Genomic DNA, 22,493 nt, shown 5'->3' with positions numbered 1-22,493 from the left:
GGGGTGGGCACGGGCCCCGGTGCTGCGACGATGCGCCCGCGGCGGCGACGATGCGCTCACGCCCCCTTTCGGGCCGGCTTCGGGGCGGATTTCCCGCGCGCCGCGGCGGCTCGCTCGCCCAGCGCCTGCAGCACCGCGGCGTCGTAGTCCATCGGTTCGAACGGGACGAGCCTGCGGATGGTGTCGTCGCGCACCACCACCTCGTTGCTCATGGAATCGACCAGCGAACGGCCCGTCTGCGCGTCGACGTCGGTGACCAGCGACAACCAGAGCGAGGACAGGCGCGGCGACAGCAGCGGCACCGGTACCACGGGCATCCACCGGCCCTCGATCACCGCCACCCGGCGCAGCATGTCCGCGTAGGCGAGCACCTCGGGGCCACCGACGTCGAAGTGCCTGCCGACGGTGGCCTCGACGTCGAGCACGCCGACGAGGTAGCGCACCACGTCGTCCACCGCGATGGGCTGCGTGCGGGTGCGCACCCACCGCGGCGTGATCATCGCCGGCAGGTGCTCCACGAGTTGGCGGGTCAGCTCCCACGAGGTGCCGCCGTGTCCCACGATGATCCCCGCACGCAGTGTGGTGACCGGCACGCCACCGGATCCGAGCAGCTCCTCCACCTCGCGGCGGCTGCGCAGGTGCGCCGACAGCTCGTCGGCGTCGTCGCCGAGGCCGCCGAGGTAGACGATGCGTTGCACCCCGGCCTCGCTCGCGCAGCGGCCGAACCGCCGGGCGGCCGCAGCGTCGCGCTCCTCGAAGTCGGCCGCGTCGAGGGAGTGCACGAGGTAGTAGGCGACCTCACAGCCGGCCAGCGCCGCGGCCAGCGATGCGGCGTCCGCCACGTCGCCGTGGACCGCCTTGCCTGCGCCCGCGTAGCTCTCGGGGTGGCGCGTCATCGCGCGCACCGCATGTCCCGCGGCCTCGAGTTCGGGGCCCAACCGCCTGCCGACGAAGCCGGACGCACCCGTCACCAGTACCTGCATGCACGCACCTTCCCCCGCGCCGCCGGATGCCGCCACCGGTGGCCGCCCCGAACCGCACGGTCGACGACGGAGAAGCCACAGTCCTGGCGCCGAGCGCAACTCGTCACAGACGATTACTCTGGGGCTACCGGAGGTCAACATGCTCAGCGAACCCGACCGTTCTGCATTGCACGACATCGAGCAGCGACTCGAACGTGAGGACGCCGCGCTCGCTGCCGTGCTGCGGCGTCACGGCCGGGCGGAGACCTGGGCCCGCCACCGCCACGACATCACCATCGCCGTGTCCACCGTGCTCGCGCTCGTCTGCCTGTTCCTGCCCGGCGCCACCGGCGCCGGTCTGCTGGCGGCCGCGCTGGCGGCCATCACGTTCCTGATCCGCCGCGTGCGGTTCCCGGCAGGCGCCGGGGCGAAGCCCACCGGCCAGCGTGGCTGGCGCGGTGGCCGGGTCGGCGGGCCGTGGCCCGATCGCAGGCCGCCCGCCTGAGCCGCACGTAGCGCTGGACCGGTCAGCTGAAGAAACCTGAAGAACCCACCCGGGCCGGCCCGGTGTGACTACCGTCGACGAGCACGCGCGGAGTGCTCGACGTCGGGAGGCACCGAAATGCCCGAGTTCGATGGCGACGGCGGACCGCCCGGCGGTCCTGGCTGGCATGGCCCCGGACCCGACTGGCGTGGTCCCGGACCCGGTGGACCGGGCGGACCTGGCTGGCACGAGGGACCCGGCGGCCCCGGCTGGCACGGGGGCCCCGCGGCGGCGTGGTTCGGCGGACCCGGCTGGTGGCCCGCCCTGCCCGGGCTGCTGGTGGCGCTCCTGCTCGTCGCGGTGCTCGTGCACGCCACCGGGGTCGATCGCCGTCTGCGCGAGTGGGCCCGCACCGCCTTGCTACAGCGCGGTGACGGCCACCGCGCGTGGCACGACGCGGTCGAACGCCACGGACGCACCGCGCAGGCCTTCGCGGCCTTCGAGTGCGATCGGATGGCCGTGCTGGCCCGGCCCGCGCTCGCCGATGTGAGCCGGCCGGCCACCGCCCGCTTCGTCGACTCCTTCGCCGAGGTCAGCGCCCTGCTGACCGAGAGATATCCCGGCGCCGAGCCGGCCGATCGGTTCGTCGTCGCCGTCGAACGGTGCCGGCGGGCATGGGATGCCGCCGTCGAGGCCGCGGACGCAGGCGCCCCCCTCACCGGGGCGAGCCGGCCGTCGCGAGGCTGATCCGGGTGATCGCCGCGGCGAGCACGAGGAACACCACGGCGCCGATGGCACCGATGGTGTGGACGCTGCCGGTGAACGCCGCGTGGGCCGTGTCCAGCAGCCGGGCGGCGTCGACGGGTGCCATGCCGGCGGCGGCGTCGACCGCTCCGGCGATCGTCTCCCGGGCCCTGGCGAGCGCGCCGGACGCGCCGTCCGGAACCAGTTCGGCCATCCGGGCGCGATAGACCACAGCGCCCAGCGTCCCCATCAGTGCCATGCCGAGCGCGCCGCCCACGTAGTTGCCCGTCTCCGACAGCGATGCGGCCGCTCCGGCCCGGCCGGTCGGAACCGCGCCCACGATGTAGCCGACGCCCAACGCGAAGAGCGGTCCCGTGCCGAGCGCCAGCACCGCGACCGCGACGATGGCCGTCGCGGCCCCGCCGTCGGCGGGCACGAGCAGCAGCACGGCCGCGCCGATCGCGGCGAGCACGAGCCCCCCGCAGATGGCCCCCTTCTCCGTGACGTGACGGGTGATCGCCGGGGTCAGCATCGTGCCCGCGGCGACGGCGAGGCCCATCGGGGCGAACAGGACCGCCGATTCCAGCGGCGAGTACCCGAGCACCGACTGCAGGTACTGGGTGATCAGCAGCCCGGCGCCGGCCATGACGACGCCGGCCCCGACCAACGTCACCAGCACGATGCTGACCCGGGAGAGGCGGAACAGGCCCAGATCCAGCAGGGGCGTCTCCAGCGTCAGCTGCCTGCGCACGAACACGACCGCCAGCAGCACACCGCCGAGCAGCGACGCAACGCCCACCATCGGCGACGACGAGCCGGTGGCGAGCGCCTTGATCCCGTAGACGATCGGCAGCACGGCGCCCAACGACAGCCCGACACTGGCGAGGTCGAGCCGGCCGGCATCGGCGCCGCGGGACTCGGGCAGCACGAACGGTCCGACCAGCAGCGTCGCCACGACGACGGGGACGGCGAGGAGGAAGACCGAGCCCCACCAGAACCGCTCCAGCAGCACCCCGCCGACCACCGGGCCCAGCGCCGCACCACCGAACAGGCAGGTGGCCCAGATCGCGATGGCAACGCCGCGCTGGCGGCCGTCGCGGAACATGGTGGTGATCAACGCCATCGTCGAGGGCATCAGGGTGGCCCCCGCAATGCCGAGCAGCGCCCGGCAGACGATCAACATCAGCGGGCTGACCGAGTAGGCCGCGACCACCGACACGCAGGCGAAGACCGAGCCGCCGAGGAACAGCAGCTTGCGACGGCCGACGCGGTCCCCGAAGGTGCCCATGGTGATGAGGAAGCCGGCAAGGACGAAGCCGTAGACGTCGGTGATCCACAGCTGCTCGGCGGCCGTCGGGTCCAGGTCGTGCGCGAGGTGGGACAGCGCCAGGAACAGGACGTTCATGTCGACGGCGCTCAGCAGCGTCGGCAGCGCCAGCACGGCGAGCCCCCACCACTGGCGTCGCCCCGCGATCGGCGGCACAGCCGCCCGGCTCGCAGTCGGGTTGGTCATGTCTCGGTCCTCCGGCTCGGACGGTCGATGCTCTTCCCGACCTGGTCGGAGCCGAACGGCCGCGCTCGACATGCCGCGCTCGACATCCGGGCGGAGGTTCCCTGATCGGGTGGTCCGGCAAGCGCGCCGCCACGGGATCGATCTACGTTGAGCCCATGGTCCGCAGCATCGCCGTCCTCGCACTGGGTGCCCTGCTCGCCGTCGCAGTGCCGGCTGCCGGCGCTGCGACACCGGATGTCAGCAGCTGCTTCAACGGCACCTGCACCATCGCCGTGTCCGGCCCGGTGGACATCCCCCTCGACGGCAGGGCCGGGCCGACGGTCCTGTCCGTCGTCGGCGTCACCTCCTACGCCGTCGCCGTCTCGATCAAGGGCGGCCCGAACGGCGGCAGCGTCTCCATGACCGGCGTCGGCGGCCGCATGGCGTTCGGCTCGGACCGGGCCCGGATCACGACGTCCGTGCGCTCGATCCAGGGCGGCGTCGCCGTGCTCGACATCAGCACCACCGTGCGCTGACGCTCACCAGGTCTGCGCACCGGCGCGCACGAGCATCTCGTTGACCGCGACCCGGCGGTCCCGGGTGACCATGTAGGATACGGCGTCGGCGATGTCCGCGGGCCGCAGCGCCTCGATCTCCCCGGTCTGGCGCGCGATCGCCTCGCGGATGCCGGCACGCACGTGCGAGGCCAGCTCGGTGTCGACCGTGCCCGGCTCGACGACGCCCACCCGCACCCGTTGCGCCAGCACCTCCTGGCGTAGCGCCTCGGAGAAGGCGTTCACGCCGAACTTGGTCAGGTTGTAGACGGCCGTTCCCGGCCGGGCGACCCGGCCGGCGGTGGAGCTGATGGTGACCAGGTCGGCGACATGGCGCGGCGCCATCGCTGCCGCACGGACCAGGTGCGGCAGCGCGGCGCGGGTGACGTGCAGCAGGCCCTCGACGTTCACGGCGAGCATCCGCTGCCACTCGTCCGCCGGGGCGTCGGCGACCGGGCCGGTGAGCATCAGGCCGGCGTTGTTGACGACGATGTCGAGCCTGCCGAGCTCGCCCGCCACGCGCTCGACGGCAGCCGCGGCCTGCTGCGGGTCGGTGATGTCGACCGCCTGCACGAGCGCCGTGGCTCCCCCGGCCCGCAGCTCGCCGGCGAGTGCCTCGAGCCGGTCACCGCGGCGGGCCAGCAGCGCGACCGCAGCCCCCTCCGCCGCGAGCGCCCGCGCGGTCGCCTCCCCGATGCCGCTGCTGGCACCGGTCACCAGCGCCACGGTGCCCGTCAGTCGTGTGGTCACGCCGTCCTCCGTCGGATCGAACCGGAGCCGCGTCCGGATAATCGCCATACTAAACGGACCCGGCTCCGGATGCGGTCGGAGGCGTCAGTCCCGTCACGAGACGGAGGTATCGTCACGGGATGAAGCGGACCTCGGTGGCCCACATGCACTGCTCGATCGCGCAGAGCCTGGAGATCCTCGGCGAGTGGTGGACGCTGCTGGTGCTGCGCGACATCTTCTACGGCGCCCGCCGCTTCGAGGCACTCCAGGCCGATCTCGGGATCAGCCGCAACATCCTCACCGACCGGCTCAAGACGCTCGTCGCCCATGACATCCTCGAGCGCCGCCGCTACCAGGACAGTCCCCCGCGCCACGAGTACCGCCTCACCGACCGCGGCGCCGAACTGGTGGCGGTGCTACTGGACCTGATGCAGTGGGGCGACCGCTGGCTGCTCGGCGGACCCGACTCGGCGCCCGCCGTCGCGAAGCACAAGACCTGCGGGCACGCCGTGCACTCGGAGCTGCGGTGTGCGGAATGCGGGGAGGTGCCCGCCACGGAGGTCCGCATCCGCCCCGGCCCCGGGGCTCGTCGGCCGGCGGCGCGTCCTGAGGTCAGCACGCCTCGACGTCAGCGCCCCACGTAGGCCGTGTGCGCCCGGAAGTCACGCGCACCGTGCTCGAGCAGGGTGTCGACGCCGTGGATCATGTCGTCGCTGTCGAACAGCTCCAACGCGTGCGCGAGCAGGAAGTCGTCGGCGGCCTGGACCCCGCTGGTGGCCGCGACCCGGATCATCGCCTTGACGGTGGCGTGGGCCTGCGTCGGACCGGCGGCGAGCTCGCGGGCGAGCGTCATGGCCTCGGCCTCGAGCGATGCGGCAGGCACGACGCTGTCGACGATGCCCCAGCGCTCGAACTCGACGGCGTCGAACATCGCCGCGGTGAAGCAGATCCGTCGTGCCCGCGACGTTCCGGCCCGCTGGGCGATGCGCTGGGCGCCGCCCAGCAACGTCGTGGTGCCGATGCTGGCCTCGGTCTGCCCGAGCTTCGTGCCCTCGGCCGCGAGGATGAGATCGCACGCCAGCGCCAGTTCGAGGCCACCGGCGAGGCAGAGCCCGTGCACCGCCGCGATGGTGGGGACCGGCGCCATCTCGAGGCGGTGGACGTAGGACAGCCAGACCTGGAACCGGCTCGCCGCCTCCCGCGCGGTCATGCCCCGGAACATGCCGACGTCGGCACCGCCCGAGAAGATCCGGCCGGTCGCCCGCAGCAGCACGGCACGCGCATCGCTCTCGCGCACCGCGGTGACGGCGGTGCCGAAGTCCTCGATCGTCGCGATGTCGAGCAGGTTCAGCGGGGCGTTGTCGATCGTGATGACAGCAACGTCGCCATCGAGCGTCCAGTCCACCTTCTTCGCCATGGCCCGACGCTAACAGCCACAGTCTTGTTAAACAACCGACTCGGGACCGGGCTCAACCCTGTCCCGTGACGGCCCCGGCGAGCACCGCGGCACTCGCCTCGGCCAGACCCGCGGCCAGCGCGCGGCGCCCCGCGCTGATCGACGCATCGCGGCCCTGCCACGCCTGCAGCGCCGGGCGGGTGAGATGGCGGCCCGCGTAGAACGTGACGGGCCACGGCGGCGCGGCCGAGCACACGGCGGAGATCGCCTCGACGGCGTCGTGGAGTGAGTAGCCGCTGGTGGTGATGGCGACCCCGCCGATGCCGGCCGGGATCGCGTCGAGCAGCCCGGCTCCGATCGCGGCGCGGTCGGCGTCCGGGTCCAGCTCGGTGCTGATCACCGTGGCGGCCGGGTCGACGTCGAGCTCGCCCAGGTGCGCGACGAAGCTCCGCAGCGCCGCGCCGGCCGTCTCACTGCGCTGCGCGCCCTCCGCACCGCCGACCCGCGTGCCGATCCGCACGACCGGCACCACGCCCAGGCCCTGGCACAGGTGTGCGAACCGGGCGGCAGCCTGGCTGTTGGCGGTCAGCACCCGCTCGCCGCGGCGGTCGGCGGTGGGTCGCGCGACGGCGCTCCACACCGCGAAGGACGCGCCCAGGTCGTGCAGCCTGCCCAGTCGGGCCGAGAGCCCTTCCAGGCCCGTCGTCACGCGGTCGCGGGCGTCCGCCGCCAGCCGCTCGTGCCCGGTGTCGGCACGCACCCCGGTCCGGATCCCGGCCGCGCGCAGCCGCTGCGCGCGCTCGCCGTCGAACTCCTCGGGCGCCAGCACGACACCACTCGCCGCGGCCGCGAGCTCCGGGGTGCCCAGGAGCATGTCCAGGTAGGAATCGACCGCCTCGGCCGACGGTGCGAGATCCACCGACCGCAACCGGGTCGCCAGCGTCGCCGGCGTCGTGTCGACCGCGACGATCCCCCGACCGGGGGTGAACAGCTCGTCCAGGCACTGCCGCAGAGCATCCACGTCATCGACTCCTCGGGAACGGGTCAGCAGGGTGGTCCCACGACGATGACGGTCGCACCTCGCCCCGGCCCCGACGTCCCCGCTGCGGGGGAATCGGTGGGGCAGGGTGCGGCTCAGGAGCCCATCTGGTTGTTGCCGTGCGCGAGGAAGTTGGCGAGTGCGGCCTGGGTGGCGGCGTTCATCGTGCCGGTCTGGGGCAGGTGGGCGTCGCGCTGCAGGTAGGTGATGGCCTGCGTGGTCTGGGTGTTCATGACACCGGTGACGGGGCCCTCGTAGTAGTTGAGCTGCCCGAGCTCGCTCTGCAGCGTCGAGATCGCCGCGCTGGGGCCGACGGGGGTGATGGGCGTGACCGGAACGACCGGCTTGATGGGTGTCACGACGTGCGCCGGAGCCTGGCCGCCACCGTCGACGATGATCGTGGCCGGGGTGGTGGGGGCGGCTGCGGCGGTGCCTGCGGTGAGCCCGAAGACGATGCCGGTGGCGATGCCCGCCCCGGCGAGGGTGGCGCCGATGGCGAGGGCGATGGTGCGACCGCGGCGGGGGGTGCTGGCTGCGGGAACGGTGGGGAGGGGCGCGGTGTCCATGGTGGTGACTCCTTGTGCGGTGGTCCCGGGGTGTTTCCCCGATGTCCCTACGATGCGCCGCCGCGGAGATCGACACTGTCGGCCGGCAGGGCCATGACGGTGCTGAGGCAGGTGTCGGCCGATCGGTGGACACCTGCCTCGGGCAGGATGGCGACGGTGGAGGGGGCGCGACCGTGGACGTGACCGTGGTGGGCGCGGGGATCAGCGGTCTGACCACCGCCGTCCGGTTGTTGGAGGCCGGGCACCGGGTGCGGGTGGTGGCGGCAGGCCCGACGTCGGCGTCCACGTCGTCACTCGCGGCGGCGGTGTGGTTCCCGACGCACGTCGGACCGCCGGATCGGGTCCTCGACTGGGGTGCTCGCACCTACACCGAGCTCGCGCTGCAGGCCCGCTCCGGCGTGCCCGGGGTGGTGATGCGGGAGTCGCTGGCGCTCTACCGCCGCCCGCCCGGACAGCCGGACTGGGCTGCCGCGGTCGGTGGGGTCCGCCCGGCCCCGGCCGCGGAGCTGCCCCCGGGATACGACTACGGGCTGCGGTTCGTGGTGCCGCTGGTGGAGATGCCGCTGTACCTGCCGTGGCTCGTCGCGCGGGTGGCCGCGCTGGGCGGCACCATGATCGACCGGCGCATCGCCGCACTCGACGACGTCGCGGGCGAGACCGCAGCCGTGATCAACTGCACCGGCCTCGCGGCCCGCGAGCTGGCCGCCGACCCGAGCGTCCATCCCGTGCGTGGGCAGATCGTGCGGGTCAGCAACCCCGGCCTGACGGTGTCGGTGCGCGACGAGTCGCATCCGGACGGTCGGGCCTACGTCCACCCCCGCACCACCGACTGCATCCTCGGCGGCACGCTCGACGAGAACGAGTGGGACACCCGCGTCGACCCCGAAGCCGCCGCCGCCATCGTCCGCCGCTGCCGCGACATCGTCCCCGCACTGGCCACGGCCACCGTGCTGGAACACATCGTGGGCCTGCGACCGGCCCGGCCCACCGTCCGGCTCGAGGAGTCGGCACCCGCTCGGGGCGGGGCCCGCATCCTGCACAACTACGGGCACGGCGGCTCCGGCATCACCCTGAGCTGGGGCTGCGCCACGGATCTCGTCGCGCTGGTCGGGAGCTGACCCCTGCTGGGACGCCACCAAGAGGGTGGCGGCCGGGCCGATCTGCCCCAACTCGCGGGTCATTCCGTCCCAACTCGCGGGCACTTCCGCCGCAACTCGCGGGCCCTTCCGCCGCAACTCGCGGGCCCATGCACCGCAACTCGCCCGCTGACCTGCACCGACCTCACACCCCGAGCTCCCCCAACCGCACCCGATACCGCTGCACGTTGGCCAGCTTGACGTCCTCGTACCCCCGCACAAGATCGGCTGCCTCCGCTGCCGCAACCGCCGTCCCCACCGTCTCCGTGGTCAGCGACCCCGCCAGCCGCAACACCATCGCCCGGTAGGAGTCGCGCAGCTCCCGCTCCAGCCGCCGGATCTCGGTGCGTCCGAACGGATCGAGCGGGGTGCCACGCAGCACCCTGCCCCTGGCCAGCGTCCGCAGCACCGGTCGCATCCACGGCCCGAGCGCGATCTTCTTGCTGCGGCCCAGCGCCTTCAGCACCGGCGGGTGGAGCCGGTAGCGCTGCTTCACCCCGCCGGGCACCTCCGCGGCCAGCGTTGCCTCGAACGCCGGGTCGGTGAGCAGCCGAGCCACCTCGTACTCGTCCTTGTACGCGGTGAGCTTGTGCAGTCCGCGAGCCACGGCCTGGCTGAACGCCGTCTCCTCCCCCAGTCGCCGTTCCGCGCGCCACGCGACGAGCACGTCGGCGACGTAGCGCTTCGCCGTGCGCTCGCCCTGGAACCCGACGAGCTGTGCGGCCCGGATCTCGACGAGCCGCCGCGTCTCCCCGGCCAGCTCCCCCAACCCGATCGAGGACGGCAGCGGCGCCGGCACGGGCGCTGTGGCCACCGGCGGGGCCGTCGCCGCGGCGAACGCTGCCGGGTCGGCCACCGCGACCCGCCCCCACCGGAACGCGGCGGTGTTGACCGCGACGGCCACGCCGTTGAGCTCGATCGCCCACTCGATCGCCGACGCCGAGAGCGGCAGTGCCCCGGACTGGTACGCGGCCCCGACGAGGAGCAGGTTGGCCGGCATGGCGTCGCCGAACAGGGCCCGCGACGCGGCCTGCGCGTCGAGCTGGACCACCGAACGGCTGGCACCGGCGATCCGCTCGACGAGCCCCGCCACATCGGGAGCGGCGACCCCGGCGTCACGCACCATCGACCCGGTGGGTACCGGGCTCGTGGACACCACCGCGACCGTCTCCTGCGGCGAGGCGTAGCCGAGGTAGCGGCCGTCGGCGCCGACCAGCACGTCGAAGGCCAGGTAGCAGCCTGCCGTGCCGGCACCCACGCGGTTGGCCGGGCCGAGCGCCGCGGCGTCGGCCGCGATCCGCAGGTGCGACGTGACGGGGCCCGCCTTCTGCGACAGCCCGGTCTGGTCCACCCCGTGCACGGCCAGCCCGTCGCGGACGGCGGCGGAGCCGAGCACCTGGTTGACCGTGACGATGCCGGTGCCGCCGATCCCCGCGAGGAACACGTCTCCGGCCGCGGGCCGCTCGACGTCGGCCACCGCAGGCGGTTCCGGGCGATCCTGTTGCGCGGCCGCCGTGCCGGGCGGCAGCTCCACGGTGACGAACGAGGGGCAGTCGCCGTCGAGGCACGAGTAGTCGGTGTTGCAGGAGGTCTGGTCGATGCGGGTCTTGCGGCCGAACTCGGTGTCGGTGGGCTGCACGGACAGGCAGTTGCTCTTCACCCCGCAGTCGCCGCAACCCTCGCAGACGGCCTCGTTGATGATCACCCGGGTGGGGCGGATCGGCAGCGTGCCGCGCTTGCGCATCCGGCGCGACTCCGCGGCGCAGCGCTGGTCGTAGACCAGCACCGAGACGCCCTCTACCTTGGCCAGCGCCGCCTGGGCGTCGTCGAGACGGTCGCGGTGCCAGAGCAGGACACCACCGGGCAGCGCCGGCAGTGCCCGGTAGCGCTCCGGCTCGTCCGCACAGATGATGATCTTCGAGACACCCTCGGCGAGCAGTTTCGCCGTGAGCGCCGGTACCTCCAGGCCACCCTCGGCGTCCTGCCCTCCCGTCATCGCGACGGCCCGGTTGTAGAGCAGCTTGTAGGTGATCGACACCCCCGCGGCGACGCACGCCTGCACCGCCATCTGCCCGGAGTGCGCGAACGTGCCGTCGCCGATGTTCTGGTACATGTGCCCCGCCGTGGTGAACGGCGACTGGCCGATCCACTGCGCCCCCTCGCCGCCCATCTGCGTGATCGACGTGACCTCGCTCGACGGGCGGTGGGTGAACGCCACCATCGCGTGGCAGCCGATGCCGCCACCGGCCACCGCACCCTCGGGCACGATCGTGGAGCGGTTGTGCGGGCAGCCCGAGCAGAAGTACGGCGTGCGGGCGACGGGCAGCAGCTGCAGCACGGGCGGGTCGCGCTTGATCGGAGGCAGCTCCACCCGATCGGCCAGGATGCGCCGCAGCGGCCCGGCCAGCACCCCGGCCGTCAGCTCCCCCGCCACCGGCACGAGCGGTGTGCCGTCGGCGTCCGCCGAGCCGATCACCGCGGGAGCGGCCGGGAGTCCGTAGAGCACGTCACGCACCGCCGACTCGACGAACGCGCTCTTCTCCTCCACCACGAGCACGGTGTCGAGGCCGGACGCGAACTCCCGCAGCAGGTCGCGCTCCAGCGGGTGGATCATGCCGAGGCGCAGCAGCCGGATCCCGGCGCGGCGGCAGCCCTCGTCGTCGAGACCCAGGTCGCGCAGTGCCTGGCGGACGTCGGTGAACGCCTTGCCGCCCGCGACGATCCCCAGCCACGCACCCGGTGTCTCGACCGCCACGGTGTTGATCGGGTTCGCCGCCAGGAACGCCCGCACCATCGCCCAGCGCGGTCCGTACATCTGGGCCTCGGCCTCGAGCGAGCCCGGCGGGACGAGCATCGGGAACTGGCGGTAGCGCCACGGCTGCCCGTCCCACTCGATCTCCGGCACGGTGATCGCGACGTCACCGCAGCTGCCGTCGACGGTGTCGATGCCGTCGGCGACGTCAGCGGTGATCTTCATGCCGACCCACATCCCGGACGCCCGCGACAGCGCCACGCCGTAGCGGCCCAGCCGCACGATCTCCGTGGCGTCGGCCGGGTAGAGCACCGGCAGGCCGTATCCGGCCAGCGTGCGCTCGCTGATGCACGGGATCGTGGAGGACTTGCAGCTCGGGTCGTCGCCGGCGAGCACCAGCACGCCACCGGACGGGTGCGCGCCGCACATGTTGCCGTGCCGGAACGGGTCGCCCGCCCGGTCGACGCCGGGTGCCTTGCCGTACCAGACACCCACCGCGCCGTCGACCGTGCGCTCGTGGCCGGGGACCTCCAGCTGGCTGCCCCACACCGCTGTGGCGGCGAGCTCCTCGTTGACACCGGGTACGAGGGTGAGCCCGGCGTTCTCCCGCAGCTCGGACGCCTTGGCCAGGGTCTGGTCGAGCCCGCCCAGCGGGCTGCCCTGGTAGCCGGAGACGAACGACGCGGTGCGCAGCCCCGCCGCGGCGTCGGCGGCGTGCTGCTCGACGAGCATGCGGGCGATCGCCTGCACCCCCGTGAGCAGGACGGGACCGGCACCCGCCCGGTACCGGGCGGCGAGGTCGAACTCGACGGGCCGGGTGTCCTCGAGGGTCATCGCGTGCTCCCACTCGCTCGTGCGCTCGCTGCTGGGACCGTCGCGGCGGCCTTGCGAACACTCTGCACGATCGCGAACCGGCGCGCTCCCCGCGCCACGACCCGCGTCGGAGCGGGAGCGTCCGCGGGTCGCAGACTGGGTGGACCTCGAACCGACCCTCCGGAGGACAGCATGCCCCTGATCCAGGTGACCATCGGCCGTGGCCGCACCCCCGAGCAGCTCCACGCGCTCGGCCAGGCCCTCACCGACGCCGCCGAGCAGTCGATCGGCGCCCCGCGCGCGTCGATCCGGGTGGTGCTCACCGAGTGCGAACCCGAGCACTGGTTCGTCGGCGGCAACACGCTGGCCGAGCTGCGGGCGTCCGGGCAGCGATGAGGGCACTGCCGCTGGGGTGACAGAACCCTTACCTCCCGCTACAGCCACGCCCCCGTCATGGCGAGCGCCCCGGCCGCCGCCGGCTCGCATGATTGGCATCACCACAAACCAGCCGGAACCCAAACCCCCGGCAGCGAACTCGGGAGAACATCATGAGCAACGCCCAGGGCGGCAACGGCGGCAACGGCGGCACCGCGACGGCCAGCAACAGCGGCAACGTCAACGTCGGTGGACACCAGGACAACTCGGCCAGCGCGAACGCCAACGGCGGCAACGGCGGCGCGGCCACCGCGGGTCACGGCGGACACGCCACCGGCGGCAACGGGGGCAACGGCGGCACCGCCGACGCCCACAACAGCGGCAACGTCAACGTCGGCGGACACCAGAGCAACCACGCCGACGCCAACGCCAACGGCGGCAACGGCGGGGCGGCCACCGCGGGCCACGGCGGACACGCCACCGGCGGCAACGGGGGCAACGGCGGCACCGCCGACGCCCACAACAGCGGCAACGTCAACGTCGGCGGACACCAGAGCAACTCCGCCAGCGCCAACGCCAACGGGGGCAACGGCGGCGACGCCACCGCCCACGGCCACGGCACCGCCACCGGCGGGAACGGCGGCAACGGCGGGCACGCCACGGCCGGCAACGACGGCAACGTCAACGTCGGGGGCGCCCAGCACAACACCGCCACGGCCAACGCGAACGGCGGCAATGGTGGCAACGCCGACGCCGGGCACGGCGGGCACGCCACCGGCGGCAACGGGGGCAACGGCGGCACCGCCGACGCCCACAACGTCGGCAACGTCAACGTCGGCGGGCACCAGGACAACACCGCCACCGCGAACGCCAACGGCGGCAACGGCGGCGACGCCACCGCCCACGGCCACGGCACCGCGACCGGCGGCAACGGCGGCAACGGCGGCACCGCCAGCGCCTCCAACGAGGGCAACGTCAACGTCGGCGGGCACCAGAGCAACACCGCCACCGCCAACGCCAACGGGGGCAACGGCGGCGACGCCACCTCCGGCGGGTTCTTCGGGCACGGCACCGCCACCGGCGGCAACGGGGGCAACGGCGGCACCGCCGACGCCCACAACGTCGGCAACATCAACATCTTCGGTGACCAGGACAACTCCGCCACGGCCAACGCGAACGGCGGCAACGGCGGCGACGCCCACGCCGGCGGCTTCTTCGGGCACGGCGCGGCGACCGGCGGCAACGGGGGCAACGGCGGCACCGCCGACGCGTCCAACGTCGGGAACATCAACATCTTCGGCCACCAGAGCAACACGGCCACCGCCAACGCCAACGGGGGCAACGGCGGCGACGCCGACAGCTTCGGGCACGGCGCGGCGACCGGCGGCAACGGCGGCAACGGTGGCGAGGCGCACGCCGGGAACTTCGGCAACATCAACATCTTCGGCGACCAGGACAACACGGCCACCGCCAACGCCAACGGGGGCAACGGCGGCGACGCCGACAGCTTCGGGCACGGCGCGGCCACCGGCGGCAACGGGGGCGACGGCGGGTTCGCCGACGCCCACAACGTCGGCAACATCAACGTCGGTGGCCTCCAGGTCAACTCGGCCACGGCCAACGCCGACGGTGGCGACGGTGGCAACGCCGCAGCCCACGGCTTCGACCCGTTCGCTCACGCCTTCGGTGGCGACGGCGGCTTCGGTGGAGAGGCTTTCGCCTCCAACGAGGGCAACGTCAACATCTTCGGCGACCAGGACAACCACGCCGACGCCAGCGCTGATGGTGGCGACGGCGGGGCGGCCCACCTGTTCGGCTTCCACATCTGATCCGAGCGCTACCTGACCGGTGCCGGCCTGCTGATCCAGCAGGCCGGCACTGTCATGTCCGCAGGCATGTCCGGAGTCCCTGCGCGATCACTGTGCTGGGGATCACTGCGTAGCATCCGGACGTGACCGTTCCGGCCAAGCGCGCTGCCCACGCACACACGGTTCTCGCCGACGCCGACGGCACCGCCTACGCGTCGCTGCGGCACCGCCCGATCGACCGGGCCGAGCGCTACGCACTCGGCAAGGGCCTGCGCAGGCGGGTCCCCCGCACCTCGCTCGGGGAATGGCAGGTGGCGGTGGGCCGCCCCGACCCGGTCGCGCAGATCATGGACAGCCACGAGGGCAGGCTGGGGCGGCTGGTGCCGATCCGGGTGGGGCGGATGGTCGCCTCGCCCTACGGGTTCCTGCGCGGCACGGCCGTGGTGATGGCCGACGACGTCGCGCACCTGCCGGCCACCGGCATCACCCCGGTCGTCTGCGGCGACGCACACCTGGGCAACTTCGGCTTCTACGCCTCCCCCGAGCGCGATCTCGTGATCGACCTCAACGACTTCGACGAGGCCCATCCCGGGGCGTGGGAGTGGGATCTGCGCCGGCTGGTGGCCAGCATCTGGGTGGCCGGCCGCCAGAACGGGGCGTCCGAGGACGGGTGCGGCGCCGCGGTCCGCTCCTGCGTGGCCGCCTACCGCGCCGAGGTCCGCCACCTCGCCGAGCAGCCGCTGCTGTCGCGCTCCTACGAACGCGTCGACGTCGACCGGCTGGCCCACGACGTCTCCGACACGACGCTGGGCCACGAGATCAGCCGCGCCGCCCGCCGGGCCCGCCACCGCACCAGCGACCGCGCGCTCCCCCGGTTCACCGAGACGGTCGAGGGCAGGCGCCGCATCGTCGAGGAGCCGCCGCTCATCACCCGCCTCGCCGACCCGGAGGTCGAGGCCGTCGCCGAGGCGCTCGACGACTACCTCCTGACGCTGGCGCCGCACTGGCGCCGGGTGCTCGGCGGCTACACGTTCCTCGACGCCGCGCAGAAGGTCGTCGGCGTCGGCAGCGTGGGGCTGCGGGCCTACGTCGCGCTGCTGGAGGGCTCCTCCCCGGAGGACGTCGTGTTCCTGCAGCTCAAGCAGGCCCGCCGGTCGGTGCTGGCCCGCTACGTGCACGGCGAGTCGGCATGGCACGACCACCAGGGCCAGCGGGTCGTGGAGTACCAGCAGGCGCTGCAGACCGTGAGCGACCCGCTGCTGGGCTGGACCGAGATCGCCGGGCGCCAGTTCTACGTTCGCCAGTTCCGCAACATGAAGGGCGCGATCGCCCTCGACGCGATCGACGTCGAGGCGCTCGCCGACTACGCCGACGTCGTCGGGCACCTGCTCGCCAAGGGACACGCCCGTACCAGCGGCGCCTCGATGATCGCGGGGTACGTCGGTGGCTCGGCGAAGCTCGACGACGCGCTGGCCGAGTTCGCGCGTCGCTACGCCGACCAGACCGAGGCCGACCACGCCGCCCTCGTCGCCGCCGTCGACCGCGGGCTGCTCCCGGTGGAGCACGGGGTCTGACCAGCCGCTACGGGGTGGGCGGTCGGTCGGGGCGGCGGCGGGACCGCAGCCACAGGTAGAGCAGCACCAGCGGCAGCAGGAGGCCGCCGATGCCGAGGCCGAGGAACGTCCAGAAGTCGTCGATGTGGCCCACCAGCCAGCCGAAGTTCTGGCCGAAGAACCCGGTGACGAACGTGAGCGGCAGGAACACCGTCGCCAGCACCGTGAGCTGCTCCATCGTGGCGTTCTGCTGGACGCTGACCTTCGTCTGCTCGACCGAGATCACCGCCATGTTCGCCTCCAGCACCGTGCCGAGCAGGTCGCGCTGGGCGCCGACCTCGTCGTTGATGAGCAGCAGGTGGTCGTGCACGTCACGGAGGTAGGGCCGCAGCTGCGGCACCGCGGTCCGTTCGACCGTGGCCACCACCGCGAGCAGCGGGTGCACGGCGCGGTAGAAGTCCGTGGCCTCGCGGCGCAGCGAGTAGATCCGCTCCGTCGGTGCCACCGCCCCGGAGAACACGGTGGCCTCGATCTGGTCGATGTCGCGTTCGAGCCCCGCGATGACCGGCGCGTAGCCGTCGACCACCGAGTCCAGGATCGCCCACAGCGCCGACGCCGTGCCCGCGTGCAGCAGCTCCGAGCGCTGCTCCAGGCGGGACCGCGCGCTGTGCAGCTCGCTCGCCACGCCCTGCCGCACCGTGATCACGAACGTCGGCGCCAGGAACACGCTGATCTCGCCGAAGTCGACCTCCTCGCGCTCGTCGTCGTAGCGCGCGGTGCGCAGGATGACCAGCTGGACGGTCTCGTCGTAGATCTCGACCTTCGGCCGCATGTGGAAGGTCTGGGCGTCCTCCACGGCCAGCTCGTGCAGGCCGAAGCTGTCGCGCACCCTGGCCAGCTCGTCTGGCCCGGGCTCGAACAGCCCGAGCCAGACGAAACCGCCCTCGCCGTGCAGCGTGGCCGCGTCCTCGATCGGGACCGGGCCGTCGCCCTGCCGGCACCCGTCGCGGTAGTGGGCACAATCGATGATCATCTCTCGACTCCCCGTGCGCAGGGCGCCGGGCAGCGCCGACCGATTATCGGTCCCTCCCGGCGCCGGTGTCGATGCGCGGCGTGCGACGTCCCCTCTGACCGGAACAGCCGCTGCGTCATGATCGTCTCGAGTGTCCGGTTCAGCTCGCGGACCCCGCCACCAGTGCCGAGACGTAGGTGCGGGCCTCGTCCAGCAGGCCCGGCCACCGGTCCTGCCCCGGCACCCCGACCCACTCCCGCGCTGCGGCGCGTCCCACCCGCACCGGCGTGCCCAGCCCGGCCGCGACGAGTGCCTCGGCCCGCGCAGCCGGCACCTTGACGATCAGCTGACCGGCGCTGCCGACGAACGCGAAGAACTTCGTACCGACACGCAGGCCGGCGCTGCCGAACATGGTGGCGCGGTCCACACCCGGCCGGCCGAGATGGGCCTCGGCGAGCTCGTCGAACACGGCCTGCGCCGCGCGGCGGCGGCTGCGGCGCTCGTCCGCCGCGAGCGCGTCCGTCACCGGCTCGCCGCCGCCTGCCGGGCCGCGTCGAAGGGCGCGCGGTCGAAGATGATGCGCATGTGGCTGATCCGGCCGTCGCGGATCGTGAGGCGCTCGGCGCCGGGGGCATCGGGCACCGGGACGGTGTCGGTGTCGTACATCAGCACCGCGGTCGTGTCGTCGCCGAACGCGGCGATCAGCTCCGACCTGGTGAGGATCTGGGAGAACGGGCCCATGAACGCGCGAAAGGCCGCGATGCCCTCCAGCCGCCCGGGCGGTGCCTGGCAGACGATGTCGTCGGCGACGTAGGACATCGCCAGCTCGATGTCGTGGCCGGTCCAGGCGCGGTGGTAGGCCAGTGCGACGTCCAGTGCCGCGGAGCCGGGGTCGGTCATGATCAGGTTCCTTCCGTCGTGGAGGTGACACCTGTTGAGACACCACGACGGAGGCGAACGGAACGCCGCGGCGGAAATCAGCGGTTGCCGACGACGAAGCTCGCGCACGTCGTGGTGCTGCCCCCGATGTTGAGCGTGGCCACGGTCTGCGCGCCGGCCACCTGGTACTCCCCCGCCTGCCCGGTGACCTGCTTGTAGGCGTCGAGCACCATCCGCACGCCGGTGGCGCCGACGGGGTGGCCGCCGCCGATCAGGCCGCCGCCGGGGTTCACCGGGATCCGGCCGCCGTGCTCGATGTCGCCCGCGTCCACGGCCTTCCACGACTCGCCGGGCCCGGTGATGCCGAAGTGGTCGATCGCGGCGTACTCGCTCATCGAGAAGCAGTCGTGGGTCTCGATCGCGTCGAGCTGGTCCACCCCACCGATGCCGGCACGGGCGAAGGCGTCGGTGATGGTGCGCCGCACGTGCGGCAGCACGTACTCGTCCCCCGCGGAGCGCTCCAGCTTCTGCGCCAGCGGCAGCCCGACCGTGCGGTGGCCCCACCCGAGTACCTGCGCCTTCGGGCGTCGCGCGAGGTCGCCGTGCGCGGCCAGGTAGCGGTCGGAGACCACGACGACACCGGCGGCGCCGTCGGTCATCTGGCTGCAGTCGGTGCGCCGCACGCGCCCCTCGACGCGGGGGTTGGCCGTGTCGTCGTCGGTGAAGCTCTCCGGGGTGAACGTCCAGCCGCGCGTCTGGGAGTTCGGGTTGAGCTTCGCGTTGCGCATGTTGAGCTCGGCGATGGCGTGGACGTAGCGGTCGTCGAGCCCGTAGCGGCGGTCGTACTCGTCGGTGAGCCGGTCGAACATGTACGGCCACATGAACCGCGCCTCCTGGCCCTCCTGCCCGACCCAGGCCGCCGCACCGAGATGCCGGGCGCCGAGCTCACCACCGACGGTGCGCTCGATCTCCGCCCCGACGACGAGCGCGACGTCGTAGCGACCCGCCTCGATCTCGGCCATCGCTGCGATCAGCGCCATCGACCCGGACGCACAGGCGGCCTCGTGCCGCACGGCGGGCACCTCCCACAGCGCCGGCTCGACGGTGGCGGGCATCGCGCCGAGCTGCCCCTGCCCGGTGAACAGCTGGCCGAAGGCGTTGCCGACGTGCACGACCCCGACCTCGGACGCCGGGATGTCGGCCGACTCCAGGGTGTGCCGCACGGTCTCGCCGAACAGGTCGGCGAAGCTCGTGCCCTCCCGGGCCGTGTTGCGGGCGAAGTCGGTCTGGTAGCCGCCGATGATCCAGCTGGACGGTGTGCTCACGACGAACTCCCTTGTGCGCGCGACGCAACCAGTACTACACGACGGTGCAGCGGGGCGGCAGGCTCTCGGCTTGCAGGAAAGCCACTTTCCCGCAACGGCGGGCGGGGGCCCAACGAGGAGATGATGCGCACGCAGCACGACAGCGACGTCGGGAGGCGACAGGTGGCCGGCAGGAAGATGCATCCGCAGGAGCGGATCACCGAGTACGTGGAGCGCGGCTGGTGGACCGGTGTGACGGTGCAGCAGCTGTTCGCCGATCGGGTCGCGGAGCTCGGCCCGGAGCCGGCGGTCATCGACCCGGCGAACAAGGTCGACCTGCTCGACACCGCCCCGCAGCGCGCCACCTGGGACGACCTCGACACGCAGGTCGAGCAGCTCGCCGCCGTGCTGCTGGCCCACGGGATCGGTGAGGGCGACGTGCTCGCCGTGCAGCTCCCCAACACCGTCGAGCTGGTGGTGGCCTACCTCGCCGCCTGGCGGGTGCGGGCGATCGTCTCGCCACTGCCGGTGCAGTACCGCCGCCACGAGATCGTGGAGCTCGCCACCATCGGCGCGGTCGCGGCATTCCTGACCGCCGATCGGATCGGCAAGCGGGCCGCGGCGGCGGAGGTCGTCGCGCTGCGGCCCGAGATCGCGTCGCTGCACACCGTGCTGCACGTCGGCCCGTCACCGGTGCCGGGTTCGGTCGGCGTCGGCGACGCGGTCGCGGGCCTCACCGACGGGCACCGGGCGGCCGTGGCGGCCTACGCCGACGCGCATCCGGTGGACCCGAACGACTGCCTCACGATCTGCTGGACCTCCGGCACCGAGAGCCGGCCCAAGGGGGTGCCGCGGGCGCACTACGAGTGGCTGACGATGACCTCGGGCACCGTCGAGGCACCGGGCCTGACCCGCGATTCGGTGCTGCTCAACCCCTTCCCCATGGTCAACATGGCGGGGATCAGCGGGATGTTCCTGCCGTGGCTGCGGGTCGGCTGCGTGCTGGTGCAGCACCACCCGTTCGACCTCGCGGTGTTCCTGGCGCAGGTGCGCGACGAGCGCGTCACCTACACGGTCGCCCCGCCCGCGTTGCTGGCGATGCTGCTGCAGCACGAAGAGCTGCTGGCCGGGGCCGACCTGTCCTCGCTGCGCCACGTCGGCTCCGGCTCGGCGCCGCTGCAGGAGTGGATGGTGCGGGGCTGGCACGAGCGCCTCGGCATCAGCGTCATCAACTTCTTCGGTTCCAACGAGGGCATCGCGCTGATGACCGACGTGGTGCGCATGACCGATCCGGCGCAGCGGGCACGCTTCTTCCCGCGCTACGGCGGCGGGCGGGAGTGGAGCTTCGCGGTCGCGCAGCAGACCACCGTCAAGCTCGTGGACCCGGACACCGGCGCCATCGTCGAGGAGCCTGGCCGCCCCGGTGAGCTGCACCTGAAGGGCCCGAGCGTGTTCGCAGGCTACCTCGACGCCGCGGCGCTGCCCGACCCGTTCGACGCCGACGGCTTCCTCCGTACCGGCGACGTCTTCGTCATCGACGGGCCGAACGGCGAGTTCCTGCGCTACGTCGACCGGGCGAAGGACCTGATCATCCGCGGCGGCACGAACATCGCGCCCGCCGAGCTGGAGACCATGATCGCGAGCCACCCCGCCGTCGCCGACGTGGCGGTCGTCGGCTACCCCGACGACGTGCTCGGCGAGCGGGTCGCGGCCGTCGTGGCCACCCGAGCGGGGCAGTCGATCACCCTTGCCGACGTGATCGCGCACCTCGAGGCGCAGCAGATCGCCGGCTACAAGCTCCCCGAGCGGCTGGAGCTGCGTGACGCGCTGCCGCGCAACCCGGTCGGCAAGATCCTCAAGAGGCAGCTGCGCGACGAGATGCGGACACCCCGCCCGTGACCGCACCCCCATGCTCCCTCGAGGTGTCGCTCGGGCTCTGGCAGGACCGCCCACCGGCCGAGGTGCTCGAGACCGCGGCGCTCGCCGACGCGCTCGGGTTCCGCGCGATCTGGATCGGCGAGATGGCCACCTGGGACGCGTTCGCGCTCGGCGCGCACGTCGGGGCCGCGCTGCGGCACAGCAACCTGGTGCTCGGCCCGTTCGCGGTGGCCGTGCGCGACCCGATGATGATCGCGATGGGGGCCGCGTCGGTGGCCGCCCTCACCGGCCGCACCGTCGGGGTGGCGCTGGGCACCTCCTCCACCGTCGTGGTCGAGCGGTGGCACGGCCGGGACCGGGTGCGCTCGGCCACGGCGCTCGCCGAGTCGGCGCAGGCCGTCCGCGCGCTGCTGGACGGCTCCCGGGCGGATCTCGACGGGGCGGTCGTGCGCTCGTCCGGATACCGGCTCCGCCTCCCGGCACCGAGGTCGGAGCTGGCGATCGCGGCGTTCGGTGAGCACGCCATCCGGGCGGCGGCCCGCCACGGCGACCGGGTCGTGCTCAACCTCGTCGACGTCGACACGGTCGCGCTGCTGGTGGAGCAGGTGCGAGCCGCTGCCGCGGAGGCCGGCAGGCCGTGCCCGCGGGTGGCGGTCTGGGTCACCGCGGCCGTGGACCACGGCCCCGCGGCGGTGGAGCAGCTGCGCCGCGGTGTCGTGGGCTACCTGGCCGCCCCCGGCTACAGCACGATGTTCACCCGCGCCGGTTTCGGCGAGCTCGTGGCGTTCGCGCAGACCGGACCGCACCCGGGCGCGCTGCTGGCCAGGGTGCCTGCCGAGCTCAGCCGGGCGGTCGGCCTCGTGGGCGACGCCGCGCACGTCGAGGCGCGGATCCGCGCGTACCTGGCGGCGGGCGCCGACGACGTGGTGATCGTGCCGGCGGCAACCGACGAGGACCCCGCCGGAGCCCACACCCTGGCGGTCACTGCGGAGATCGGGAAAGTGCTGCCTGGGTAGC

Annotated in this window: 21 protein-coding genes; 10 read left to right on the top strand and 11 right to left on the bottom strand. The window is 73.2% G+C overall.

Features of this window, described 5'->3' with window-relative positions; all coding sequences use genetic code 11:
- Positions 1 to 56 precede the first annotated feature (56 nt).
- Positions 57 to 983 (bottom strand): NAD(P)H-binding protein, encoded by a 927-nt coding sequence (locus ACFPFQ_RS09170; RefSeq protein ID WP_379616809.1) that lies wholly within the window; start codon positions 981 to 983, stop codon positions 57 to 59.
- A 139-nt stretch (positions 984 to 1,122) separates the two neighbouring features.
- Here ACFPFQ_RS09170 and ACFPFQ_RS09165 point away from each other — a divergent pair, with 139 nt between their 5' ends.
- Together ACFPFQ_RS09165 and ACFPFQ_RS09160 are read left to right on the top strand one after the other, a co-directional pair.
- A complete protein-coding gene (locus ACFPFQ_RS09165) occupies positions 1,123 to 1,467 on the top strand; it encodes a DUF3040 domain-containing protein (protein ID WP_379616807.1) in 345 nt (114 codons plus the stop codon).
- A 117-nt stretch (positions 1,468 to 1,584) separates the two neighbouring features.
- Positions 1,585 to 2,193 (top strand): hypothetical protein, encoded by a 609-nt coding sequence (locus tag ACFPFQ_RS09160; RefSeq protein ID WP_379616805.1) that lies wholly within the window; start codon positions 1,585 to 1,587, stop codon positions 2,191 to 2,193.
- Here ACFPFQ_RS09160 and ACFPFQ_RS09155 read toward each other — a convergent pair.
- Positions 2,162 to 3,703: an MFS transporter gene (locus ACFPFQ_RS09155; RefSeq protein ID WP_379616803.1), complete on the bottom strand. Its 1,542-nt coding sequence runs from the start codon at positions 3,701 to 3,703 to the stop codon at positions 2,162 to 2,164. The two genes, ACFPFQ_RS09160 and ACFPFQ_RS09155, sit on opposite strands and share 32 nt — an antisense overlap.
- Positions 3,704 to 3,858: 155 nt before the next feature.
- Here ACFPFQ_RS09155 and ACFPFQ_RS09150 point away from each other — a divergent pair, with 155 nt between their 5' ends.
- The gene (locus tag ACFPFQ_RS09150) at positions 3,859 to 4,218 is read left to right on the top strand and encodes a hypothetical protein (RefSeq protein WP_379616801.1); all 360 of its coding nucleotides are present in this window, start codon (positions 3,859 to 3,861) and stop codon (positions 4,216 to 4,218) included.
- A 3-nt stretch (positions 4,219 to 4,221) separates the two neighbouring features.
- Here the strand turns inward: ACFPFQ_RS09150 and ACFPFQ_RS09145 are convergent, their stop codons facing one another.
- Positions 4,222 to 4,986 carry an SDR family NAD(P)-dependent oxidoreductase gene (locus tag ACFPFQ_RS09145; RefSeq protein ID WP_379616799.1) on the bottom strand — a complete coding sequence of 255 codons (765 nt, stop codon included), beginning with the start codon at positions 4,984 to 4,986 and terminating at the stop codon, positions 4,222 to 4,224.
- 119 nt (positions 4,987 to 5,105) lie between these two features.
- Between ACFPFQ_RS09145 and ACFPFQ_RS09140 the strand changes: the two genes are divergently transcribed.
- Positions 5,106 to 5,609, top strand: coding sequence for a winged helix-turn-helix transcriptional regulator (locus tag ACFPFQ_RS09140; protein WP_379616797.1), 504 nt, complete (start codon positions 5,106 to 5,108; stop codon positions 5,607 to 5,609).
- Here the strand turns inward: ACFPFQ_RS09140 and ACFPFQ_RS09135 are convergent.
- From ACFPFQ_RS09135 to ACFPFQ_RS09125, 3 genes are all read right to left on the bottom strand, one after another.
- Complete coding sequence (locus ACFPFQ_RS09135) at positions 5,594 to 6,382, bottom strand: enoyl-CoA hydratase/isomerase family protein (RefSeq protein WP_379616795.1); 789 nt, start codon at positions 6,380 to 6,382, stop codon at positions 5,594 to 5,596. The two genes, ACFPFQ_RS09140 and ACFPFQ_RS09135, sit on opposite strands and share 16 nt — an antisense overlap.
- 52 nt (positions 6,383 to 6,434) lie before the next feature.
- Positions 6,435 to 7,382 carry a class I fructose-bisphosphate aldolase gene (locus ACFPFQ_RS09130; protein WP_379616793.1) on the bottom strand — a complete coding sequence of 316 codons (948 nt, stop codon included), beginning with the start codon at positions 7,380 to 7,382 and terminating at the stop codon, positions 6,435 to 6,437.
- 113 nt (positions 7,383 to 7,495) lie between these two features.
- A complete protein-coding gene (locus ACFPFQ_RS09125) occupies positions 7,496 to 7,966 on the bottom strand; it encodes a peptidoglycan-binding domain-containing protein (protein ID WP_379616791.1) in 471 nt (156 codons plus the stop codon).
- 173 nt (positions 7,967 to 8,139) lie between these two features.
- Here ACFPFQ_RS09125 and ACFPFQ_RS09120 point away from each other — a divergent pair, with 173 nt between their 5' ends.
- Positions 8,140 to 9,084, top strand: a complete 945-nt coding sequence (locus tag ACFPFQ_RS09120; protein WP_379616789.1) for an FAD-dependent oxidoreductase — start codon at positions 8,140 to 8,142, stop codon at positions 9,082 to 9,084.
- Between the two features lie 163 nt (positions 9,085 to 9,247).
- On the opposite strand, the gene ACFPFQ_RS09115 is transcribed toward ACFPFQ_RS09120, so the two are convergent.
- Positions 9,248 to 12,688 (bottom strand): indolepyruvate ferredoxin oxidoreductase family protein, encoded by a 3,441-nt coding sequence (locus ACFPFQ_RS09115; protein ID WP_379616787.1) that lies wholly within the window; start codon positions 12,686 to 12,688, stop codon positions 9,248 to 9,250.
- Between the two features lie 171 nt (positions 12,689 to 12,859).
- Between ACFPFQ_RS09115 and ACFPFQ_RS09110 the strand changes: the two genes are divergently transcribed.
- From ACFPFQ_RS09110 to ACFPFQ_RS09100, 3 genes are all read left to right on the top strand, one after another.
- Positions 12,860 to 13,063: a tautomerase family protein gene (locus tag ACFPFQ_RS09110; protein ID WP_379616785.1), complete on the top strand. Its 204-nt coding sequence runs from the start codon at positions 12,860 to 12,862 to the stop codon at positions 13,061 to 13,063.
- A 152-nt stretch (positions 13,064 to 13,215) separates the two neighbouring features.
- The gene (locus ACFPFQ_RS09105; RefSeq protein WP_379616783.1) at positions 13,216 to 14,871 is read left to right on the top strand and encodes a hypothetical protein; all 1,656 of its coding nucleotides are present in this window, start codon (positions 13,216 to 13,218) and stop codon (positions 14,869 to 14,871) included.
- A 122-nt stretch (positions 14,872 to 14,993) separates the two neighbouring features.
- Positions 14,994 to 16,424 (top strand): DUF2252 domain-containing protein, encoded by a 1,431-nt coding sequence (locus ACFPFQ_RS09100; RefSeq protein ID WP_379616781.1) that lies wholly within the window; start codon positions 14,994 to 14,996, stop codon positions 16,422 to 16,424.
- A gap of 7 nt (positions 16,425 to 16,431) precedes the next feature.
- On the opposite strand, the gene ACFPFQ_RS09095 is transcribed toward ACFPFQ_RS09100, so the two are convergent.
- The 4 genes from ACFPFQ_RS09095 to ACFPFQ_RS09080 all read right to left on the bottom strand — a co-directional run bounded on the left by ACFPFQ_RS09095 (position 16,432) and on the right by ACFPFQ_RS09080 (position 19,619).
- Positions 16,432 to 17,436, bottom strand: a complete 1,005-nt coding sequence (locus tag ACFPFQ_RS09095) for a magnesium and cobalt transport protein CorA (protein ID WP_379616779.1) — start codon at positions 17,434 to 17,436, stop codon at positions 16,432 to 16,434.
- A gap of 139 nt (positions 17,437 to 17,575) precedes the next feature.
- Positions 17,576 to 17,941, bottom strand: coding sequence for a hypothetical protein (locus ACFPFQ_RS09090; protein WP_379616777.1), 366 nt, complete (start codon positions 17,939 to 17,941; stop codon positions 17,576 to 17,578).
- Positions 17,938 to 18,315: a nuclear transport factor 2 family protein gene (locus tag ACFPFQ_RS09085; RefSeq protein ID WP_379616775.1), complete on the bottom strand. Its 378-nt coding sequence runs from the start codon at positions 18,313 to 18,315 to the stop codon at positions 17,938 to 17,940. Before ACFPFQ_RS09085 ends, ACFPFQ_RS09090 begins: the two co-directional genes overlap by 4 nt.
- A gap of 77 nt (positions 18,316 to 18,392) precedes the next feature.
- Entirely contained in the window at positions 18,393 to 19,619 is a 1,227-nt protein-coding gene (locus ACFPFQ_RS09080) for an acetyl-CoA acetyltransferase (protein WP_379616773.1), read from the bottom strand.
- A gap of 123 nt (positions 19,620 to 19,742) precedes the next feature.
- Here ACFPFQ_RS09080 and ACFPFQ_RS09075 point away from each other — a divergent pair, with 123 nt between their 5' ends.
- Positions 19,743 to 21,497: a class I adenylate-forming enzyme family protein gene (locus tag ACFPFQ_RS09075; RefSeq protein WP_379616771.1), complete on the top strand. Its 1,755-nt coding sequence runs from the start codon at positions 19,743 to 19,745 to the stop codon at positions 21,495 to 21,497.
- Positions 21,494 to 22,492: an LLM class F420-dependent oxidoreductase gene (locus tag ACFPFQ_RS09070; protein WP_379616769.1), complete on the top strand. Its 999-nt coding sequence runs from the start codon at positions 21,494 to 21,496 to the stop codon at positions 22,490 to 22,492. The genes ACFPFQ_RS09075 and ACFPFQ_RS09070 overlap by 4 nt, the downstream gene beginning before the upstream one ends.
- The last annotated feature ends 1 nt before the right edge of the window (position 22,493 follow it).

The sequence above is a fragment of the Pseudonocardia sp. GCM10023141 genome (genome assembly GCF_042653605.1).
Note: the sequence above shows the minus strand (reverse complement) of the source record. Positions and strands in the feature narration are given on the sequence as shown.

What these genes read in the sequence shown, in the direction of transcription:
- ACFPFQ_RS09165 (WP_379616807.1), top strand. Translation starts at nt 1,123, where the DNA reads ATGCTCAGCGAACCCGACCGTTCTGCATTGCACGACATCGAGCAGCGA.
- ACFPFQ_RS09150 (WP_379616801.1), top strand. Translation starts at nt 3,859, where the DNA reads ATGGTCCGCAGCATCGCCGTCCTCGCACTGGGTGCCCTGCTCGCCGTC.
- ACFPFQ_RS09135 (WP_379616795.1), bottom strand. Translation starts at nt 6,382, where the DNA reads ATGGCGAAGAAGGTGGACTGGACGCTCGATGGCGACGTTGCTGTCATC.
- ACFPFQ_RS09115 (WP_379616787.1), bottom strand. Translation starts at nt 12,688, where the DNA reads ATGACCCTCGAGGACACCCGGCCCGTCGAGTTCGACCTCGCCGCCCGG.
- ACFPFQ_RS09095 (WP_379616779.1), bottom strand. Translation starts at nt 17,436, where the DNA reads ATGATCATCGATTGTGCCCACTACCGCGACGGGTGCCGGCAGGGCGAC.
- ACFPFQ_RS09110 (WP_379616785.1), top strand. Translation starts at nt 12,860, where the DNA reads ATGCCCCTGATCCAGGTGACCATCGGCCGTGGCCGCACCCCCGAGCAG.
- ACFPFQ_RS09105 (WP_379616783.1), top strand. Translation starts at nt 13,216, where the DNA reads ATGAGCAACGCCCAGGGCGGCAACGGCGGCAACGGCGGCACCGCGACG.
- ACFPFQ_RS09075 (WP_379616771.1), top strand. Translation starts at nt 19,743, where the DNA reads ATGCGCACGCAGCACGACAGCGACGTCGGGAGGCGACAGGTGGCCGGC.
- ACFPFQ_RS09125 (WP_379616791.1), bottom strand. Translation starts at nt 7,966, where the DNA reads ATGGACACCGCGCCCCTCCCCACCGTTCCCGCAGCCAGCACCCCCCGC.
- ACFPFQ_RS09140 (WP_379616797.1), top strand. Translation starts at nt 5,106, where the DNA reads ATGAAGCGGACCTCGGTGGCCCACATGCACTGCTCGATCGCGCAGAGC.
- ACFPFQ_RS09160 (WP_379616805.1), top strand. Translation starts at nt 1,585, where the DNA reads ATGCCCGAGTTCGATGGCGACGGCGGACCGCCCGGCGGTCCTGGCTGG.
- ACFPFQ_RS09085 (WP_379616775.1), bottom strand. Translation starts at nt 18,315, where the DNA reads ATGACCGACCCCGGCTCCGCGGCACTGGACGTCGCACTGGCCTACCAC.
- ACFPFQ_RS09155 (WP_379616803.1), bottom strand. Translation starts at nt 3,703, where the DNA reads ATGACCAACCCGACTGCGAGCCGGGCGGCTGTGCCGCCGATCGCGGGG.
- ACFPFQ_RS09170 (WP_379616809.1), bottom strand. Translation starts at nt 983, where the DNA reads ATGCAGGTACTGGTGACGGGTGCGTCCGGCTTCGTCGGCAGGCGGTTG.